This is a genomic window from Ramlibacter alkalitolerans, from assembly GCF_016722765.1.
GTDB lineage: Bacteria > Pseudomonadota > Gammaproteobacteria > Burkholderiales > Burkholderiaceae_C > Ramlibacter > Ramlibacter alkalitolerans.
Genome location: NZ_JAEQND010000011.1, coordinates 55,986 through 69,709, shown reverse-complemented (window position 1 = coordinate 69,709; position 13,724 = coordinate 55,986). Strand labels below are relative to the sequence as shown.

The following is a 13,724-nucleotide window of genomic DNA, read 5'->3' as shown; positions in this document are numbered from 1 at the left end:
CAATCACTTGCTGCAGGCCGCCAGCAGCCTGCAGCAAGTGAAGGCAACTGTTACCTCGCGCGGCCGCTGGCGCCGCCTGCAGGGCCCCTTAGGATGAGCCTCCTTCCGCGGAGGTGACACATGCCAAGGGCAGGCCAGCAGCGATCCCGGGTTCTTGCGTTCCTTCTTGCCGCAGCGCTCGTGGCGCCCGTGCCGCCGGCATGGAGCGGCATGATAGGCGCCGACGCGCTCCCATCCGCCAGCCAGAGCGACATGGAACGCGCGCAGGTCCAGGCCTTCCTCGAGCGCGCCGACCTGCGCGAGCGCCTGCAGGCCATGGGCGTGGGCGGCCTGAACGCCGCCGGGCGCGTGGCCGCCATGACCGACGCCGAAGTCCACATGCTGGCGCAGCGCATCGACGCACTGCCCGCCGGCGGCGCCCTGAGCGACCGCGACATCCTGATCATCGTCGTGATCGCGGTGATCGTCGCCATCCTGCTCTGAGCCGCCTGGCTCACGCCTTCACGACGGCGTAGCGCGCCAGCGTCTGCGCGCGGGCCTGCGCGTGATCGACGATCGGAAGCGGGTAGTCCCGGCCGAGCGAGAGGCCGGCCGCCGCGAGGTCCACCGGCTTCGCCTGCCACGGCGCGTGCAGCAGTGCCGCGGGCAGCTGCGCGAGTTCGGGCACGTAGTGCCGGATGAAGTCGCCCTGCGGATCGAACCTTTCGCTTTGCGTGAGGGGATTGAAGATACGGAACCACGGCTGCGCGTCGCAGCCCGAGGAACTGGCCCACTGCCAGCCGCCGTTGTTCGAGGCGAGCTCGTAGTCGATCAGCCGTTCGGCGAACCAGCGCTCGCCGCGGCGCCAGTCCAGGCCCAGGTCCTTGCACAGGAAGCTGGCCGTCACCATGCGCAGGCGGTTGTGCATGAAGCCGGTGGTGTTCAACTGCCGCATCGCCGCGTCGACCAGCGGGTAGCCGGTGCGGCCCTCGCACCAGGCGGCGAAGCGCGCATCGGCCTGCGCTCCCTGGTCCCAGGCGATGCGGTCGTAGGCGGGCCGGAAGCTCTCGCCGCGGCCCACCTGCGGGAAGTTCGCCAGCACCTGGAAGTAGAACTCGCGCCAGACCAGTTCCTTCAACCACGTGGCCGCACCGGATCCGTCCAGCGCACGCGCTTGCCGCACCAGGTCGCGGATCGAGACGGTGCCGAAGCGCAGGTGCACGCTCAGGCCGCTGGTGGCTGCGAGCGCCGGTCGATCGCGCTGCGCGTCGTAGCGATCGATCCGCTGCAGGAAGGCGCGCAGCGTCTCCTGCGCACCGGTGGCGCCCGGCCGCACGCCCGTCGCGCGCAGGTTGGACGGGGCGAAGCCGAGTTCCTCCAGCCCGGGCACGGCGTGGTCCCATTCGCGGGGACGCGGCGCCAGGCGCCGGGCGTGCGCCGCGACCTCGAACGGCGCCAGGTCGGCAGGGTCGACCCGCGCCAGCCAGGCCCGCGCATAAGGCGTGAACACGGAATAGGGCTGGCCGGCCTGCGTGCGGATCTCGGCCCGCTCGAACACCACGTGGTCCTTGAAGGTGTGCAGGGCGATGCCGGCGCGCGCGAGCCGCTCGCGCACGCAGTCATCGCGCGCCAGCGCCGCCGGATCGTCGTCGTGGTTAGCGAACACCGCCTGCACGCCCAGCTGCGCGGCCAGGCGCGGAATCGCTTCGGCCGCGTCGCCGTGCAGGGCGATGAGCCCGCGCCCCGGGCCGCCGAGTGCCCGCAGGTCGTCGTCGAGCATCGCCGCGGCGTCGCGGATGAACTCGACCCGGCGGTCCGGGCGCGGCAGGCCGTCGAGGATCGCGCTGTCGAAAACGAAAGCAGCATGCACGCTCGCGCAGGCCCGCAGCGCCTGCTGCAGGGCGGCATGGTCGTCGGCGCGGAGGTCCCGGCGGAACCAGACCAGGCCCGCGGAGTAGGGGGTCGCCATCGCCCGTAAAATAGCAGCCATGGGCGACGAAGCTCCGATGAACCTGACGCACCACTTCCTGATCGCCATGCCGGGCCTGCAGGACGCGTCGTTCGCGCGCTCGGTGGTGTACCTGTGCGAGCACAGCCAGAAGGGCGCGCTGGGCCTCGTGATCAACAAGCCCACGGACATCAACCTCAAGAACCTGTTCGAGAAGGTGGACCTGCCCCTGGGCCGCGCCGACCTCGCCAGCACCCCGGTGCTGCAGGGCGGCCCGGTGCAGACCGAGCGGGGCTTCGTGCTGCACGAGGCGGTGCACGCCGAAGGCGCCGAGGCCGACGAATCGGTGTACGCCTCGACGATGACGATCCCCGGCGGGCTCGAGATGACGACCTCGAAGGACGTGCTGGAAGCGATCGCCACCGGGGCGGGGCCGCGCAAGCTGCTGGTGACGCTCGGCTACTCCGCCTGGGGCGAGGGCCAGCTCGAATCGGAGCTGGCGGAAAACAGCTGGCTCACCGTGGGTGCGGACCCCAGCGTGATCTTCGACACCCCGATCGCCGAACGCTACGAGAAGGCGCTGTCGCTGCTGGGGCTGCAGTCCTGGATGCTGTCGCCGGGCGCGGGGCATGCCTGAAAGCCTGCCGTCGCCCGTCGTTCCCGCGCAGTTCCAGACCTTTCTTGCTTTCGATTTCGGCCTCCGGCGCACCGGCGTCGCCGCGGGCAACCGCCTGTTGCGCACCGCCACGCCGCAGCCGACGATCGCCGCCGACAGTGCCGAGGCGCGGCTGGCCGCCGCCGAGGCGCGCGTGCGCGAATGGCAGCCCGACGCACTGGTGGTCGGCGTGCCCTTCCATCCCGACGGCGCGAGCCACGAAAATACGGTGCGCGCGCGCAAGTTCGCGCGCCAGCTGCGCGGCCGCTGCGGCAAGCCGGTCTATGAAGTGGACGAGCGCTACAGCACGACCGAGGCGCTGGCCTCCGGTGCCCGCGATGCCGACGCGGCCAGCGCCTGCGTCATCCTGGAACAATTCCTGAGGAGCCTGCCTTGAATCCCGCCTCCGCCAACTCCGGCGCGCTGTTCCTCGACGCCGAGGGGCTCTACCGCGAACTGCTGCACGGCGTGCAGCGCCTGCTGCAGCCGAACACGCAATTGGTCGGCATCACCTCGGGCGGCGCCTGGATGGCCGAACGCCTGCAGAAGGACCTGGGCCGCCCGGGCGAGGCCGGCGTGATCTCGTCGGCCATGCACCGCGACGATTTCGCGCGGCGCGGCCTCGCACCCACCGCGCAGACGCGGCTGGACTTCGACGTCAACGGCGCCCACATCCTGCTGCTCGACGACGTGCTCTACACCGGCCGCACCATCCGCGCCGTGCTCAACGAACTGTTCGACTACGGCCGGCCCGCCCAGGTCGCGCTGGCGGTGCTGGTGGACCGCGGCGGCCGCGAGCTGCCGGTGCAGGCCGACTACGCCGCCGCGCGCGTGAGCCTGCCGGCCACGCAGGCCCTGGCGCTGGCGCGCGATTCCGGCGGGCTGTTCACTTTCGCGCTCGAGACGGCCAGCTGACCGCCAGAACTCCATGCTCTACAGAAGAAACCCGCAATTGAACAAGAACGGAGAGCTGATCCACCTGCTCTCCATCGAGGGACTGCCGAGGGACATCCTGACGCAGATCCTGGACACGGCCTCCAACTTCGTCAGCATCAGCGACCGCGAAGTCAAGAAGGTGCCGCTGCTGCGCGGCAAGAGCGTGTTCAACCTGTTCTTCGAGAACAGCACCCGCACGCGCACCACCTTCGAGATCGCGGCCACGCGGCTGTCGGCCGACGTGATCAACCTGGACATCGCGCGCTCCTCGGCCTCCAAGGGCGAGTCGCTGCTCGACACGATCGCCAACCTGTCGGCGATGGCGGCCGACCTGTTCGTCGTGCGGCACAGCGAGTCGGGCGCGCCCTATCTCATCGCGCAGCACGTGGCACCGCACGTGCACGTGGTGAACGCCGGCGACGGCCGCCATGCGCACCCCACGCAGGGGCTGCTGGACATGTACACCATCCGCCACTACAAGAAGGACTTCAGCAACCTCACGGTGGCGATCGTCGGCGACGTGCTGCATTCGCGCGTGGCGCGCTCCGACATCCACGCGCTCACCACGCTGGGCTGTGCCGAAGTGCGCGTGGTCGGCCCCAAGACCCTGGTGCCCGGCGACATGGCGCAGATGGGCGTGCGCGTGTTCCATTCGCTGGAAGAGGGCATCCGCGGCTGCGACGTGATCATCATGCTGCGGCTGCAGAACGAGCGCATGAGCGGCGCCCTGCTGCCCTCCTCGCAGGAGTTCTTCAAGCGCTACGGCCTCACGCCCGAGCGGCTGACGCTGGCCAAGCCCGATGCGATCGTGATGCACCCGGGCCCCATCAACCGCGGCGTGGAGATCGACTCCGAGGTGGTGGACGGCAAGCAGAGCGTGATCCTGCCGCAGGTGACCTTCGGCATCGCGGTGCGCATGGCCGTGATGGGCATCGTCGCCGGCAACGTGCGGGAGGCGGCATGAAAATCCTCATTCAGGGCGGCCGCGTCATCGATCCCGCGCGCAACTTCGACGAGACCTGCGACGTGGCGCTCGCCGCCGGCCGCGTGCTGGCGGTGCGCAACATCCCCGAGGGCTTCAGCGCCAACCGCGTGATCGACGCCAGCGGCTGCATCGTCGCCCCCGGCCTGGTGGACCTGGCGGTGCGGCTGCGCGAGCCGGGCCACGAGCACGAGGGCATGCTCGAAAGCGAGATGGCCGCGGCCGTGGCGGGCGGCGTGACCAGCCTGGTCTGCCCGCCCGACACCGACCCGGTGCTGGACGAGCCCGGCTTGGTCGACATGCTCAAGTTCCGCACCGAGAAACTGCACCAGGCGCGCGTGTTCCCGCTCGGCGCGCTGACCCGCAACCTCGCCGGCGAAGAGCTGACCGAGATGGCGGAACTCACCGAGTCCGGCTGCATCGGCTTCACCCAGGCCGAGGCGCCGCTGCAGAACACGCAGGTGCTGCAGCGCGCGCTGCAGTACGCATCGACCTTCGGCTACCCGGTGTGGCTGCGGCCGCAGGACTACTACCTGGGGCGGGGGGTCGCCGCCAGCGGACCGCTGGCCACGCGGCTCGGGCTGCCCGGCGTGCCGGTCGCGGCCGAGACGATCGCGCTGCACACGATCTTCGAGCTGATGCGCATCACCGGCGCGCGGGTGCACGTCTGCCGCCTGAGCAGCGCGGCGGGCGTGGCGCTGGTGCGGCAGGCGAAGCAGGAGGGGCTGAAGCTCACCTGCGACGTCAGCATCAACTCCCTGCACCTGACGGACGTCGACATCGGCTACTTCGATGCGCGCATGCGCCTGGATCCGCCGCTGCGGCAGCAGCGCGATCGCGACGCGCTGCGCGCCGGCCTCGCCGACGGCACCATCGATGCGCTGGTGTCCGACCACACGCCGGTGGACGAGGACGCCAAGACGCTGCCCTTCAGCGAGGCGGAGCCGGGCGCGACCGGGCTGGAACTGCTGCTGGGGCTGGCGCTCAAGTGGGCCCAGGAAGACGGCGTGGCGCTCACGCGCGCGCTGGCCGTGCTCACCAGCGAGCCGGCCCGCGTGCTCGGCTCCTCGCTCGGCACGCTGCAGGCCAGCGCCGGGCAACTGCTCGATGGCGGCGTGGCCGATGTCTGCATCTTCGATCCGAAGGCGGCGTGGAGCGTGGAGCCCGCGCGGCTGCGCAGCCAGGGACGCAACACGCCCTTTGCCGGGCATGAACTGCCGGCGGCCGTGCGCTGCACGATCGTCGGCGGGCAGGTCGCCTACGAGGCCAGGCCGAGTTGAGGCACCTGCGCGCGTCGTGGCGGCTGGGCTGCGCGCTGCTGCATGCGATCGCAGGCTGGCTGACCATCACGCTGCTGTTCCCGCACTGGCCGCAGCAGCGCCGCGATGCGACCGTGCAGGCCTGGGCCCGGCGCATGCTGCACGTGCTGGGCATTCCGCTGCAGGTGAGCGGCGAACCGCCGGCGCAAGGCCCGATGCTGCTGGTGGCCAACCACATCTCCTGGCTCGACATCCTGGTGATCCATGCGGCGCGGCATTGCCGCTTCGTCGCCAAGTCGGACCTGAAGCACTGGCCCCTGCTCGGCACGCTGGCCACCGGCGGCGGCACGCTCTACATCGAGCGCGAGAAGCGGCGCGACGCGATGCGCGTGGTGCACCACATGGCCGAGAGCCTGCAGCGCGGCGAGATCGTGGCCGTGTTTCCGGAAGGGACCACGGGCGACGGCGAGGCGCTGCTGCCCTTCCACGCCAACCTGGTGCAGGCGGCGATCTCGGCGCGGGCGCCGGTGCAGCCGGTGGCCCTGTGCTTCGTCGACCGGAGCAGCGGCGCGAACAGCCCGGGGCCGCTTTATCTCGGCGACGACACGCTGCTCACCTCGCTGTGGCGCACGCTGGCGGGGCCGCCGTTCGTGGCGCAGGTGCGCTTCGGCGAGGCGCAGCGGGATGGGGGGCGGGATCGGCGGCAGTGGGCGCATGACCTGCATGCGGCGGTGGATGCGCTGCGCCACGCCGTCACCCCCGCGCAGGCGGGGGCCCAGGGCACGCGCGCAGCGCGTGGAACAGCGGGAAGCCCTGGATCCCCGCCTGCGCGGGGATGACGGGAAGGGCGCGGGGATGACGGGGAGGGGCGCGGGGATGACGGGTAGGGCGCGGGGATGACGGAGGAGCGCGGCGCGGGGACGCAGGATCAAAGAAGCCCGGGCGTCGAGGTCGCGAACGACGCGATCGGCGGCGCCGCCGCGGCCGCTTCGCGCTGGAACGTGACCACGTGGTCCACCTGCACGCGGATGCCGATCCACTCGCCGATGCGGTGGTCGTGGTGGCTCGGCACGTGGGCGAGCAGCGTGTCGCCCGACGACAGCCGCAGCGTGTAGAGGAATTCCGAACCGCGGAAGGCCTTGCGCACGATCTGCGCCTTCACCGGCGCGTCGTCGTCGTGCACGATGTCGTCGGCCCGCAGCAGCACTTCGCACTGGCCGTAGCCGAAGGCGGCCGGCAGCACGCACTCGCAGCCATCCGTCAGGGGGCCCAGGGCCGTGTGCACGACGACCTGGTCGCCGACGCGCTTGAGCGTGGCGGGCGCGAACACGCCGTGGCCGATGAAGTCGGCGACGAAGCGGGTGGCCGGCCGGTGGTACAGCGTGTACGCGTCGTCCCACTGGTGCAGCCGGCCTTCGTGCATCACGCCGATCACGTCGCCGGTGGCGAAGGCTTCGAGCTGGTCGTGGGTGACGAACAGTGCCGTCGCGCCCGCGGCCTTGAGGATGCCGCGGATCTCGTGCGCCAGCCGCTCGCGCAGGTCGACGTCGAGGTTGGAGAAGGGTTCGTCGAGCAGCAGCAGCTGCGGCCGCGGAGCCAGGGCCCGCGCCAGCGCGACGCGCTGCTGCTGGCCGCCGGAGAGCTCGTGCGGCATGCGCCTGCCGGTGCCCTCCAGGCCGACCAGGGCCAGCACCTCCTCGACCCGCGCCTTGCGCTGCGCGCGCGCGAACCCGCGATCCAGGCCGAAGGCCACGTTATGCTGCACGTCCAGATGCGGGAACAGGGCGTAGTCCTGGAACACCATGCCGATCTGGCGCCGCTCCGGCGGCACGTTCACGCCCGCGCTCGCGACCGCCGAGCCCGACACCAGGATCTGCCCCGCGCTCGCCGGCTCCAGGCCCGCCACGGCACGCAGCAGCGTGGTCTTGCCGCAGCCCGAAGGGCCGATCAGCACGCCGATCTCGCCGGCCGCGAGGCCGAGCGACACGCCTTCGACGGCCGGGCGCGGACGGCCCGGGTAGCGGACGCTCAACTGGCGCAGCTCGAGATGCATGCGACGATTCTAGTTGCATACAATTCTCATTCACTTGACGAATGACAAGCGCCCTGCCGCGCTGCGCCTCCAGACTGTCCCCATGAACCTGCGTCGGCTGGCCGACCTGCCCCTGCTGTTGGTCGCCGGCCTGCTCGTGCTGCCGGTGCTGGCCGTCTTCGCCTCCTGGCTGTCGTGGAACGGCACCAGCGGGCAGATCCTGCGCGAGATGGGCGCCACGGTGCTGCCCGACTACGCGCTCACCAGCCTGCTGCTGTGCGTGGCGGTCGGCATCGGCGCGGCGCTGGTCGGCACCGCCGCCGCTGCGGCCGTGACCCTGTTCGAGTTCCCGGGCCGCCGCGCCTTCGAATGGGCGCTGCTGCTGCCGCTGGCCATGCCGGCCTATGTGGTCGCCTACGCGTACACCGATTTCCTGCAGTTCAGCGGCCCGCTGCAGATGTGGATCCGCGCGCAGACGGGGCTCGAAGGGCGCGTGTTCCCCGAGGTGCGCAACCTGCCCGGCGCGGTGGGCGTGTTCGTGTTCTCGCTCTATCCCTACGTGTACCTGCTGGTGCGCACGGCGCTGGCCGAGCGCGCCGCGCAGCTGATGGAGGCGGCGCGGCTGCTCGGTGCGCCGCTGGCGCGCCGCATCCGCAGCGTGGCCTTGCCGCTGGCGCGCCCGGCCATCACCGCCGGTGTCGCACTGGCGCTGATGGAGACCCTGGCGGATTTCGGCGTCGCCAGCTACTTCGGCATCCAGACCTTCAGCGCCGGCATCTACAAGGCCTGGCTCGCCATGGACAACCGCATCGCGGCGGCGCAGCTGGCGACGCTGCTGCTGCTGGTGGTGGCGGTGCTGCTGGCGCTGGAGACGCGGGCGCAGAAGCGCCTGCGCTTCACCGCCGGCCGCAGCCGCGGCGGGGCGGAGGCGCAGCCGGTGGCGCTGCGCGGCGCGGCCCGCGGCATCGCCTGGGCGGTGTGCGGTGCCCCGGTGCTGCTCGGCTTCGTGCTGCCGGTCGTCTTCATGCTGCGCCCGCTGGCGGCCGACTGGTCCGCGCTGCCCTGGGACCGCTTCCTGCAGTGGTCGTTCAACAGCCTGCGGCTGGGCGGGATCAGCGCGGCCCTGGCCGTGGCCACCGCCGTGCTGCTGGCGTACCGGCTGCGCCGTTCCCCTGGGGGCGTGACGCGCCGGGTCGTCCAGATCGCTGCACTGGGCTACGCGGTTCCGGGCGCGGTGCTGGTGGTGGGCCTGCTGCTGCCGGTCGGCTGGCTGCAGCAGGTCTGGCCGCAGAGCGGCGTCGGCTACTGGATGACGGCCACCGTGCTGGGCATCGTGTGGGCGTACCTCGTGCGCTTCGTCTCGGTGGCCTTGCAGTCGGTGCAGAGCGGCTACGCGCGCATCCCGGCCAGCCTGGACGACTCCGCGCGCATGCTGGGCACCGGTGGGACGGCGCTGCTGGCGCGCGTGCACTGGCCGCTGCTCAAGCGCTCCACCGCCGCGGCGGCGCTGCTGGTGTTCGTGGACGTGATGAAGGAGCTGCCGGCGACGCTGGTGCTGCGGCCGTTCAACAGCGATACGCTGGCGGTGGTGGCCTACCAGCTGGCGCGAGACGAGCGCCTCGGCGAGGCTGCCCTGCCTTCGCTGGCGCTGGTGCTGGTGGGCCTGGTTCCGGTGGTCCTTCTCAGTCGAACCTTGCGCGTGCCGGCAACCGCAGGGGAGGGCGCGCGGGGCTGATCAGACGTCGTCGGTGGCCCACTCCTGGCGGCGCCGCGGCGGCTTGCGGAACACCACTTCGCCGGTGGGCACGTGCACCACGCGGATCTCGCTGTCGGAGGTGAAGCTCTTTGCCGCCAGGCTCACCGCGAGGGCGCGGTCGTGCACCGCGTACTGCTGCAGGCCGTTGGCGGGCCAGAAACGACCGGCGATGGGTTGACTGCTTTCGATCCGGTAATCAGCGGAAGTCATCCAAAGCTCTCCTCGTCGCGTCTGCTGGTTCGTGCTGGTAGCTGGCATGTGGAACCATGCTAGGACGCCTTGGCGACAATGCGAAGACCGTTCGTAGCGAGCAGGGGCCTCACTGTGTAACGGATCGCAATGGTGCGGCGCAATAGCTTGCGTGGGGCGCGCCGCACATCCGTAGGAGAAGTTCGACGCTTAATTTCGCCTACGGAATTCGCGTCTTCCTGCTGCATTGCGACAAGCCTCCACGCGCCATTCGGCACCTCGAGGCCGGTGCCGGGGAACTAATTCAGGCGACGCTGGTTCGCGGTGTCCTGGTACCAGTCGAACGGCGCTTCGTCGAGCCGGACCATCACGCTCTTGGTCTCGAAGTGCTGGTCGAACGATTCGGTGCCGCACTCGCGACCGATGCCCGAATCCTTCACGCCGCCCCAGGGCGAAGCGGGGTCCAGGCGGTGGTGGTCGTTCACCCACACGATGCCGCACTTCAGGCGCGCCGCGACGCGGTGCGCACGCGTCACGTTGCTGGTGCGGATGGCGCCGGCGAGACCGAAGGGGGAGTCGTTCGCCATCGCGATCGCCTCCTCCTCGGTGGCGAACCTGCTCACCGACACGAAGGGGCCGAACACTTCCTCCTGGAAGATGCGCATGCGCGGCGTGACGTCGGCGAACACCGTCGGCTCCACGAAGAAGCCGTCGGCCAGCGACGGATCCGCCGGCACGCGGCCGCCGGCCACCAGCCGGGCCTTGTCTTCCTCCAGGCCGATGCGCACGTATTCGAGCACGCGATTCTGCTGGCGCCTGGAGACCACGGGACCCAGCTGCACGGACGGATCGACCGGGTTGCCGATGCGGATCGTCTTCGCCTTCTCGGCGAGCTTCGCGACGAACTCGTCGTAGATGCTTTCGTGCACGATCTGGCGGCTGCCGCAGATGCAGGTCTGGCCGGCGCCGATGAAGGCGCCGAAGGCGGCGTAGTTGACGGCCTGGTCGACGTCGAAGTCGTCGAACACCAGCACCGGCGTCTTGCCACCGAGTTCCTGCGTCTGGTGCGCGAAGTTGCCGCCCGCCAGCGCGCCGGTGATGCGGCCCGCTTCCGTGCCGCCGGTGAGCACCCATTTGGCGATGCCGCGGTGCGAGGCCAGCGCCTTGCCGGTGGTGGGGCCCAGGCCCGTGACGACGTTGAAGACGCCGGGCGGCAAGCCCGCATCGACGAACAGTTGCGCCAGCCGCAGCGTGGTCAGCGGCGTGTACTCGGAAGGCTTGACGACGGTGGTGCAGCCCGAGGCCAGCGTCGGCGCCAGCGACTTCACCATGATCATCAGCGGATGGTTGAAGGGCGTCGAGTTGCCGACCACGCCCACCGGCGTGCGGATGGTGTAGTTCAGATAGTTGCCGTCCACCGGGATCACGGCGTCGCGGCGCGCGATCGCCAGGCCGGCGTTGTAGCGGAAGAAGTCCGGCAGGCGCGAGATCTGCGCGCGGGTCTCGTTCACCGAGCGACCGTTGTTGGCCGTCTCCAGCGTGAACATCTCCTCCAGGTGCGCTTCGAACACGTCGGCCAGCTTGTTGATCAACTTCGCGCGCGTGCGGTTCGACATCGACGCCCATTCCTTCGCTTCGAAGGCGGCGCCGGCGCTGCGCACGGCGCGGTCCACGTCGGCGTCGCTCGCATGGCTGATGCGCGCCAGCACTTCGCCGGTGGCGGGGTTGAGCACGTCGAGGCGCTCGTCGCTCGTGGCGGGCACCTCCTTGCCGTCGATGAACAGGCCGTGGAACGGCACCCGTGCGTTCGCTGCAGACATTGGGGAGACCTTTCTTGCTGAGACGAAAAGGGGGATCAGCCGGGAACGACCAGGCGCGCGAGCGCCTGCTGCACCCGCTTGCCCGCGGTGGCGATGTGGCGTTCGGCCAGGCGCTCGGCCTTGCGCGTGTCGCGCGCCTGCAGCGCGTCGATCATCACGCCGTGTTCGCGCACGACCAGCTGCGGATCGCCCTGCTTGATGCTGGCGACGCTCACGCGAACGACGCGTTCCATCTGGTCGATCAGGTCGGTGAGCTGGTCGCGCATGCGCGCGTTGCCCGCGACTTCCGCCAGGCTGCGGTGGAAGGCGCGGTTGTATTCGATGAAGCCGCCGGACCACGCCCCGGCCTCGAAGCGGCGGAAGCGGTCCAGCCCCTGCAGGCGCTCGTCGCTGGCATTGCGCACGATGCGCTCCATGCAGGCGCGTTCCAGTGCGGCGCGCAGGTGGAACATGTCGTCGACGTCGGCCAGCGACACCGAGGAGACGCGGTAGCCCTGGCGCGGCAGGGCGATCACCAGGCCTTCGCGCTGCAGGTGCATCAGCGCGTCGCGCACCGGCGACTTGCTCACGCCGAAGCGCAGCGCGAGCTCGCCCTCGCGGATCTCGGCGCCCGGCGGCACGGCGCAGTTGAGGATGTCGGCGCGCAACTGCTCGTAGATCCGCTCCCGCCAGAGGCGGCTGGCGGCTTCGGGGGCGGCGCTGGGCAGGGCTTGCACGGACTCGGAAAGCTTTCGGTTCGGTCGCTCGTGAGATATCACGAACGGCCGCATCTTAGCCATCCCGCGCCCGATTGCGCGCAATCCCCTACGAAGGGTTTGCCCGCATAGCCCCTGCGGCGGCGAGTTTGTACCGTGCGGGCCTGAGATATCACGGCGGAGCGAAATTCGGTCCGCAGCATTCCAAGGAGACAAGGCATGGTCAGCAATCTGGTGTTCCGGGCGTCGGCCGCGGCGATCGTCGCCGCCTCGGCTTTCAGCATGAGCGCCCACGCGCAAGGCGATCCGATCCGGCTCGGCTTCCTCACCATCAAGTCGGGCGCACTGGCGGCCGGCGGAAAGCAGATGGAAGACGGGCTGAAGCTGTTCCTCAAGGAGCGCAACAACACCATCGCCGGCCGCAAGGTGGAACTCTTCACCGCCGACACCGGCGGCCAGCCGGCCATCACCAAAACCAAGGCGCAGGAGCTGGTGGAAAAGGACAAGGTCGACGTCATCCTCGGCCCGCTGGCGGCCTTCGAGGCGCTGGCCATCGACGACTACATCCGCAAGGTGCAGGTGCCCGTGATCTCGCCCTCCGCCGCCGCGGAGGACCTGACGCAGCGCAAGCCCAATCCCTGGTTCGTGCGCGCGGTCGGCACCTCGGCGCAGCCGAACCATCCGCTGGGCGAGTACGCGGCCAAGGAGCTGAAGTACAAGCGCATCGCGATCATCGCCGACGACTTCGCCTTCGGCCACGAGCTGGCCGCCGGCTTCCAGCGCACCTTCGAGGAGAACGGCGGCAAGGTGGTGCAGAAGCTCTGGTCGCCGCTGAACGTGGCCGACTACGGCAGCTACATCAGCCAGATCAAGCCGGACGTCGATGCGGTGTTCGCGGGCTTCGCCGGCAGCAACGGCGTGAAGTTCCTCAAGCAATACAACGAGTACGGACTCAAGGGCAAGATCCCCGTGCTCGGCACCATGACCACGGTGGACGAGGGCGTGCTCAAGATGATGGGCGACGAGGCCGTGGGCGTCGTTTCCTCGGGCTGGTACAGCGCCGGCATCGCCAATGCCAGCAACCGCAAGTTCGTCGACGCGATGCGCCGCGAGTACAAGGAAGACCCGGGCTACTACTCGATGGGCGCCTATGGCGCGGCGCTGATGCTGGAGCAGGCCGTCACCGCGGTGAAGGGCAGGATCGAGGAACGCGAGGCCTTCATGGCCGCCCTGCGCAAGGTGGAAGTGCGCGACGACCCGCGCGGCACCATCAAGCTCGACGCCCTGGGCAACCCGCTGATGGACGTCTACATCCGCAAGGTGGAACGCAAGGACGGCCGCCTCGTCAACAGCGTGGTGAAGACCTATCCGGCGGTGAGCCAGTTCTGGAAGTACGACACCAAGGACTTCCTGGCCAACCCGGTGTACTCGCGCGACTATCCGCCGGCGAAGAACATCGAGAAGTAAGCTGAG

Annotated in this window: 14 protein-coding genes; 9 read left to right on the top strand and 5 right to left on the bottom strand. The window is 70.2% G+C overall.

Annotated features, from left to right (window positions below; genetic code table 11):
• Positions 1 to 120: 120 nt before the first annotated feature.
• Positions 121 to 483, top strand: a complete 363-nt coding sequence (locus JI746_RS19480; protein ID WP_201691937.1) for a PA2779 family protein — start codon at positions 121 to 123, stop codon at positions 481 to 483.
• A 10-nt stretch (positions 484 to 493) separates the two neighbouring features.
• Here the strand turns inward: JI746_RS19480 and JI746_RS19475 are convergent, their stop codons facing one another.
• Positions 494 to 1,948 (bottom strand): cryptochrome/photolyase family protein, encoded by a 1,455-nt coding sequence (locus JI746_RS19475; protein ID WP_236599978.1) that lies wholly within the window; start codon positions 1,946 to 1,948, stop codon positions 494 to 496.
• A 19-nt stretch (positions 1,949 to 1,967) separates the two neighbouring features.
• Between JI746_RS19475 and JI746_RS19470 the strand changes: the two genes are divergently transcribed.
• Genes JI746_RS19470 through JI746_RS19445 form a run of 6 tightly spaced genes read left to right on the top strand, consistent with a single transcriptional unit; the run spans position 1,968 to position 6,598 of the window.
• Positions 1,968 to 2,564 carry a YqgE/AlgH family protein gene (locus JI746_RS19470; RefSeq protein ID WP_201691935.1) on the top strand — a complete coding sequence of 199 codons (597 nt, stop codon included), beginning with the start codon at positions 1,968 to 1,970 and terminating at the stop codon, positions 2,562 to 2,564.
• Positions 2,557 to 2,979 (top strand): Holliday junction resolvase RuvX, encoded by a 423-nt coding sequence (gene ruvX / locus JI746_RS19465; RefSeq protein WP_201691934.1) that lies wholly within the window; start codon positions 2,557 to 2,559, stop codon positions 2,977 to 2,979. Before JI746_RS19470 ends, ruvX begins: the two co-directional genes overlap by 8 nt.
• Positions 2,976 to 3,497, top strand: a complete 522-nt coding sequence (gene pyrR / locus JI746_RS19460) for a bifunctional pyr operon transcriptional regulator/uracil phosphoribosyltransferase PyrR (protein WP_201691933.1) — start codon at positions 2,976 to 2,978, stop codon at positions 3,495 to 3,497. The genes ruvX and pyrR overlap by 4 nt, the downstream gene beginning before the upstream one ends.
• Positions 3,498 to 3,510: 13 nt before the next feature.
• On the top strand, positions 3,511 to 4,482 hold the full coding sequence (locus JI746_RS19455; RefSeq protein WP_201691932.1) for an aspartate carbamoyltransferase catalytic subunit: 972 nt from the start codon (positions 3,511 to 3,513) through the stop codon (positions 4,480 to 4,482).
• A complete protein-coding gene (locus tag JI746_RS19450; protein ID WP_201691931.1) occupies positions 4,479 to 5,780 on the top strand; it encodes a dihydroorotase in 1,302 nt (433 codons plus the stop codon). The genes JI746_RS19455 and JI746_RS19450 overlap by 4 nt, the downstream gene beginning before the upstream one ends.
• Positions 5,777 to 6,598 (top strand): lysophospholipid acyltransferase family protein, encoded by an 822-nt coding sequence (locus JI746_RS19445; RefSeq protein WP_201691930.1) that lies wholly within the window; start codon positions 5,777 to 5,779, stop codon positions 6,596 to 6,598. The genes JI746_RS19450 and JI746_RS19445 overlap by 4 nt, the downstream gene beginning before the upstream one ends.
• Positions 6,599 to 6,687: 89 nt before the next feature.
• Here the strand turns inward: JI746_RS19445 and JI746_RS19440 are convergent, their stop codons facing one another.
• Positions 6,688 to 7,812: an ABC transporter ATP-binding protein gene (locus tag JI746_RS19440; protein WP_201691929.1), complete on the bottom strand. Its 1,125-nt coding sequence runs from the start codon at positions 7,810 to 7,812 to the stop codon at positions 6,688 to 6,690.
• 82 nt (positions 7,813 to 7,894) lie between these two features.
• Between JI746_RS19440 and JI746_RS19435 the strand changes: the two genes are divergently transcribed.
• Complete coding sequence (locus JI746_RS19435) at positions 7,895 to 9,526, top strand: ABC transporter permease (protein ID WP_201691928.1); 1,632 nt, start codon at positions 7,895 to 7,897, stop codon at positions 9,524 to 9,526.
• On the opposite strand, the gene JI746_RS19430 is transcribed toward JI746_RS19435, so the two are convergent.
• The 3 genes from JI746_RS19430 to JI746_RS19420 all read right to left on the bottom strand — a co-directional run bounded on the left by JI746_RS19430 (position 9,527) and on the right by JI746_RS19420 (position 12,272).
• Positions 9,527 to 9,757 (bottom strand): hypothetical protein, encoded by a 231-nt coding sequence (locus JI746_RS19430; RefSeq protein WP_201691927.1) that lies wholly within the window; start codon positions 9,755 to 9,757, stop codon positions 9,527 to 9,529.
• A gap of 278 nt (positions 9,758 to 10,035) precedes the next feature.
• Entirely contained in the window at positions 10,036 to 11,556 is a 1,521-nt protein-coding gene (locus JI746_RS19425; RefSeq protein ID WP_201691926.1) for an aldehyde dehydrogenase, read from the bottom strand.
• A 35-nt stretch (positions 11,557 to 11,591) separates the two neighbouring features.
• Positions 11,592 to 12,272, bottom strand: a complete 681-nt coding sequence (locus JI746_RS19420) for a GntR family transcriptional regulator (RefSeq protein ID WP_330893039.1) — start codon at positions 12,270 to 12,272, stop codon at positions 11,592 to 11,594.
• 198 nt (positions 12,273 to 12,470) lie between these two features.
• Between JI746_RS19420 and JI746_RS19415 the strand changes: the two genes are divergently transcribed.
• On the top strand, positions 12,471 to 13,718 hold the full coding sequence (locus JI746_RS19415; RefSeq protein ID WP_201691924.1) for an ABC transporter substrate-binding protein: 1,248 nt from the start codon (positions 12,471 to 12,473) through the stop codon (positions 13,716 to 13,718).
• Positions 13,719 to 13,724: the final 6 nt, after the last annotated feature.

Bases quoted from the DNA above. Each gene is read 5' to 3' on its own strand.
- JI746_RS19480 (WP_201691937.1), top strand. From the start codon at position 121: ATGCCAAGGGCAGGCCAGCAGCGATCCCGGGTTCTTGCGTTCCTTCTT.
- JI746_RS19475 (WP_236599978.1), bottom strand. From the start codon at position 1,948: ATGGCGACCCCCTACTCCGCGGGCCTGGTCTGGTTCCGCCGGGACCTC.
- JI746_RS19470 (WP_201691935.1), top strand. From the start codon at position 1,968: ATGGGCGACGAAGCTCCGATGAACCTGACGCACCACTTCCTGATCGCC.
- ruvX (WP_201691934.1), top strand. From the start codon at position 2,557: ATGCCTGAAAGCCTGCCGTCGCCCGTCGTTCCCGCGCAGTTCCAGACC.
- JI746_RS19455 (WP_201691932.1), top strand. From the start codon at position 3,511: ATGCTCTACAGAAGAAACCCGCAATTGAACAAGAACGGAGAGCTGATC.
- JI746_RS19450 (WP_201691931.1), top strand. From the start codon at position 4,479: ATGAAAATCCTCATTCAGGGCGGCCGCGTCATCGATCCCGCGCGCAAC.
- JI746_RS19440 (WP_201691929.1), bottom strand. From the start codon at position 7,812: ATGCATCTCGAGCTGCGCCAGTTGAGCGTCCGCTACCCGGGCCGTCCG.
- JI746_RS19435 (WP_201691928.1), top strand. From the start codon at position 7,895: ATGAACCTGCGTCGGCTGGCCGACCTGCCCCTGCTGTTGGTCGCCGGC.
- JI746_RS19430 (WP_201691927.1), bottom strand. From the start codon at position 9,757: ATGACTTCCGCTGATTACCGGATCGAAAGCAGTCAACCCATCGCCGGT.
- JI746_RS19425 (WP_201691926.1), bottom strand. From the start codon at position 11,556: ATGTCTGCAGCGAACGCACGGGTGCCGTTCCACGGCCTGTTCATCGAC.
- JI746_RS19415 (WP_201691924.1), top strand. From the start codon at position 12,471: ATGGTCAGCAATCTGGTGTTCCGGGCGTCGGCCGCGGCGATCGTCGCC.